General features: G+C 69.6%; 1 protein-coding gene. It reads right to left on the bottom strand.

The annotated features are described in order from the left end of the window. Nucleotides 1-543: TetR/AcrR family transcriptional regulator (locus VP06_RS33330; RefSeq protein WP_048468120.1), on the bottom strand; the 543-nt coding region annotated here is incomplete at both ends.

The following is a 543-nucleotide window of genomic DNA, read 5'->3' as shown; positions in this document are numbered from 1 at the left end:
CGCGCCCTCGGCGATCAGCCGCGTCACCAGATCGGCGTAATCGGCCCGCGTCAGCCCCGCGCCCGGCCGGAACCAGAGATAGTGCCAGTTGACCATGCCGAAGAACGACATGGTCACGGGCTTGAGCAGCGCCGTCCCGGCGAGGTGCGGCGCCACCCCGGCGATCGCCTCGGAGAACAGCCGCACCAGTTCGCGCTCGCTCGCCTTCAGCTCCGCCTGCCGCTCACTGGAGAGCAGGCCCAGATGGTTGATCTGCACCTTGTGCTGGGCGTCGGCGTCCCGGTACGCCTCCAGCAGCGCGGTCGCGAGGCAGCGCAGTCGCGGCTCGGGAGCGAGGCCGGGGCGGTCGGCGGCTTCGACGGCTTCCAGCAGCTCCTCCAGGTGCAGCCGGATCACGTCGAACAGGATCTCGTCCTTGTCGCGATAGTAGTGGTAGAGGTTCGCCTTCGACACGCCGCAGGCCTCGGCGATCCGGTTCATCGAGGCGCGATCGTAGCCGTGGGCGGCAAACAGCTCGGCCGAGCGATCGAGGATCGCCCGGCG

The sequence above is a fragment of the Methylobacterium aquaticum genome, assembly GCF_001043915.1.
In the GTDB taxonomy this organism is placed as follows: Bacteria; Pseudomonadota; Alphaproteobacteria; order Rhizobiales; family Beijerinckiaceae; genus Methylobacterium; species Methylobacterium aquaticum.
The sequence above is the reverse complement of the archived record's forward strand: the minus strand, read 5'-3'. Positions and strand labels throughout refer to the sequence as shown.